This is a genomic window from Bradyrhizobium sp. (assembly GCF_016462955.1).
Taxonomy (GTDB): domain Bacteria; phylum Pseudomonadota; class Alphaproteobacteria; order Rhizobiales; family Xanthobacteraceae; genus Bradyrhizobium.
The window spans coordinates 4,004-7,741 of the sequence record NZ_JAEMSD010000336.1; the positions used below are offsets into that span (position 1 = coordinate 4,004).

The following is a 3,738-nucleotide window of genomic DNA, read 5'->3' on the forward strand; positions in this document are numbered from 1 at the left end:
CAAGAGAGGCCAGCACGCCGAGGCTTCGAAACTGTTCGAGCAGATGGCCGAGGAGGAGCGCGGCCATCGCCACATGCTGCTGGAGCTGTACGAGCAGCGCTTCGGCCAGCATCTGCCGCCGATCCGCCGCGAGGACGTCAAGGGCTTCCTGCGTCGCCGTCCGATCTGGCTGACCAAGAACCTGCCGCTCGACACCATCCGCCGGGAAGTCGAGACCATGGAGCTCGAGGCTGAGCGTTTCTATGCCAAGGCCGCCGAGCAGGCCGAGGACGTCAACGTGCGCCGGCTGCTCGGCGACCTCGCCGAGGCCGAGAAGGGCCACGAGCACACCGCCATCAGGCTGACCGACGAGATCCTGAGGCCCGACGTGCGCGCCGAAGAGGACCGCACGCGCCGGCGGATGTTCGTGCTGCAATATGTGCAGCCGGGACTTGCCGGCCTGATGGACGGCTCGGTCTCGACGCTGGCGCCGCTGTTCGCGGCCGCCTTCGCCACCCACCAGAACTGGCAGACATTCCTGGTCGGCCTCGCCGCCTCGATCGGCGCCGGCATCAGCATGGGCTTTGCCGAGGCGCTCTCCGACGACGGCTCGCTCACGGGGCGCGGCTCGCCCTGGCTGCGCGGCATCACCTGCGGCGCGATGACGACGCTGGGCGGGCTGGGCCACACCGCGCCCTATCTGGTGCCCGACAGCTGGGCAAACGCCTTCTGGATCGCGACGGCCATCGCCTGCGTCGTCGTGTTCTTCGAGTTGTGGGCGATCGCCTTCATCCGCTCGCGCTACATGGACACGCCGTTCCTGCAGGCCGTGTTCCAGATCGTGCTCGGCGGCGCCATCGTGCTGGCGGTGGGGATCGTGATCGGGGCGGCGTAGTTCTGCCGTCTCTTGCATGGCAAGCGCGATCAAACGTCGGTTGCGGCATTGGGCCAGACTGCGCATCATCCTTCAACAAGGAAAGGGAGACGCGTCGTGTCCACATCAGAATGGAGTTTCAAGAGCGCGGTCGAGCTGTCGGCTGCGCTGGCCGCCAAGAAGGTCTCGGCGGTCGAACTGACACGGGACGCGATCGAGCGCATCGAACGGCACGACGGCAAGGTCAACGCGATCTGCGTGCGCGATTTCGATCGCGCGCTTGACTCAGCGCGCGCTGCAGACGCGGCGTTGGCGCGCGGCGAGCGCAAGCCGCTGCTCGGCCTGCCCATGACGGTGAAGGAATCCTACAACGTCGCGGGCTTGCCGACGACCTGGGGCATTCCCGCGCAAAAGGACTTCATCGCCAAGGAGGACGCGCTGCCGGTCACGCGGGTGAAGGAGGCCGGCTCGATCGTGATCGGCAAGACCAACGTGCCGCTCGGGCTCGGCGACTGGCAGAGCTACAACGACATCTACGGCACCACCAATAACCCCTACGATCTCGGTCGTACCCCGGGCGGCTCATCCGGCGGCTCGTCGGCAGCCCTCGCCGCAGGCTATGGTCCGTTGTCGATCGGCTCGGACATCGGCGGCTCGCTGCGCGTGCCGGCCTTTCATTGCGGCATCTATGCCCACAAGCCGACCTTCAACCTCGTTGCGATGCGCGGCCACACGCCGCCGCCATTACCGCCTCTGCCGTTCGAGCGCGACCTCTCCGTGATCGGCCCGATGGCGCGCAGCGCGGCCGATCTTTCGCTGGTGCTCGACGTGATGGCAGGGCCTGATCCGATCGATGCCGGCCTCGCCTACCGCCTCGACCTGCCGCCAGCCAGGCACACCGCGTTCAGGGATTTCCGTGTGCTCGTCATCGACACCGATCCGGTGATGCCGACCGACGCCGCAGTCCGCGGCAGCATCAACGCGCTCGCAGACAAGCTCGCCAAGGCAGGTGTGAAGATCGAGCGCAGCAGCCCGCTGCTGCCGGATTTTGCCGCGTCGTCTCGGCTCTATATGCGCATGCTGATGTCGTTCCTGGGTGCAACCTTCGCGCCCGACATCTATGCCGGCGCCAAGGCGGCCGCAGCCGCGCTGCCGGAGAGTGACAACAGTCTCGCCGCCGAGCGGCTGCGCGGCATCGCGCTCAGCCATCGCGACTGGCAGGCCGCAAACGGCGGACGCACGCGGTTGCGCGCGCAATGGCGCGAGTTGTTCAAGACCTTCGATGCGGTGATCTGCCCGGTGATGCCCACGGCGGCCTTTCCGCACGACCATGCGCCGGACCAGGAGCAGCGCCGCATCAGCATCGACGGCAAGGCCCATGTCTATACCGACCAGCTCGCCTGGCCGGGGATCGCGACGCTGCCCGGCCTGCCCTCGACCGCGATCCCGACCGGCTTTGCGCCCGACGGCCTGCCCGTCGGCGTCCAGATCGTCGGTCCCTTCCTCGAGGACCGCACGCCGCTCAAGCTGGCCGAGCTGATCGAACGGGAGTTCGGCGGGTTCGTGCCGCCGAAGATGTTTGACGATTAGAGCCGGCGTGTCTTTGCGAGGAGCGCTTGCGACGAAGCAATCCAGACTGCTTCTGCGGTAACAGCTCCGGATTGCTTCGCTTCGCTCGCAATGACGGAACCTGTCGTATCAGCTGTCGAACACGATGACGCTGCGCAGCGTCTTGCCGGCTGTCATGTTGGCGAACCCCTCGTTGATCTCGGACAGCTTCAACTTGGCCGAGATCCAATCCTCCAGGTGCAGCCGGCCGCGCAAGTAGAAGTCGACCAGGCGTGGCATGTCGACGCGAAAATGGTTCGAGCCCATCGAGGAGCCCTGGATCCTGCGTTCGCGCAGGAAATCGAAGCCGTGCAGCTCGATCTTCTGGCCGAACGGGATCATGCCGACGATGGTGGCGGTGCCGCCGGAAGCGAGCATGCCGAACGCCTGCTCGGCGGTTTCCTTGCGGCCGAGCACCTCGAAGGAATGGTGCACGCCGCCATTGGTGAGGTCGCGGACCTGCTTGACGACATCGCCGTCGGCCGGATTGATGATATCGGTGGCACCCAGCTTGGTCGCGAGCTGGAGCTTGGCCGGATTGGTGTCGATGGCGATGATGCGGCCGGCGCCCGCGATCTGCGCGCCGTTGATCGCGGCCATGCCGACGCCGCCGCAGCCGATCACCGCCACGGTCTCGCCGGCCGTCACCTTGGCCGTGTTCACCACGGCGCCGTAGCCGGTGATGACGCCGCAGCCGATCAGCGCGGCGAGATCGAGCGGCATCTCTTTGCGAATTTTGACGATGGCGTTCTCGTGCACCAGCATCTGCTCGGCAAAGGACGAGAGATTGAGGAACTGGTGCAGCTTCTCCGGCTTCGACCACTGCATCCGGTTCGAGGCGCCCGGCAGCATCTTCACCGTCGTGTCGGTGCAGAGCACGGTGCGGCCGGTGGTGCAATTGTCGCAGGTGCCGCAGAACACGGAGAGGCAGGTGACGACGTGATCGCCCGGCTTGACGTAAGTGACGTCGGAGCCGACCTGCTCGACCACGCCAGCCGACTCATGGCCGAGCACCGCGGGCAGCGGATGCGGATACAGGCCCTCCATGAAATGCAGGTCGGAATGGCAGAGGCCGGCAACGGCGGTGCGGATCAGCACTTCGCGCGGACCGGGCTTCGGCAGGCTGACGTCCTCGATGACGAGCGGCTGGTTGACTTCATGGAGGACGGCGGCCTTCATCGGTGTTTCCTCGTTGTTGTTGTTTCGTTGAGACGGTTCTTCACCTCTCCCATTGGGAGAGGTCGACGCAAAGCGGTGGGTGAGGGGTTACGCTCCCT

3 protein-coding genes are annotated in these 3,738 nt (G+C 66.2%); 2 read left to right on the plus strand and 1 reads right to left on the minus strand.

The window, feature by feature from the left end:
- A partial coding sequence (gene mbfA, locus JHD07_RS27240) for an iron exporter MbfA (protein ID WP_291627670.1) occupies positions 1-874 on the plus strand: 874 nt, incomplete at its 5' end.
- A 96-nt stretch (positions 875-970) separates the two neighbouring features.
- Positions 971-2,443, plus strand: a complete 1,473-nt coding sequence (locus JHD07_RS27245; protein WP_291627671.1) for an amidase — start codon at positions 971-973, stop codon at positions 2,441-2,443.
- 108 nt (positions 2,444-2,551) lie between these two features.
- On the opposite strand, the gene JHD07_RS27250 is transcribed toward JHD07_RS27245, so the two are convergent.
- Complete coding sequence (locus tag JHD07_RS27250; protein WP_291627672.1) at positions 2,552-3,640, minus strand: Zn-dependent alcohol dehydrogenase; 1,089 nt, start codon at positions 3,638-3,640, stop codon at positions 2,552-2,554.
- Between the last annotated feature and the right edge of the window lie 98 nt (positions 3,641-3,738).

Bases quoted from the DNA above. Each gene is read 5' to 3' on its own strand.
- JHD07_RS27250 (WP_291627672.1), bottom strand. From the start codon at position 3,640: ATGAAGGCCGCCGTCCTCCATGAAGTCAACCAGCCGCTCGTCATCGAG.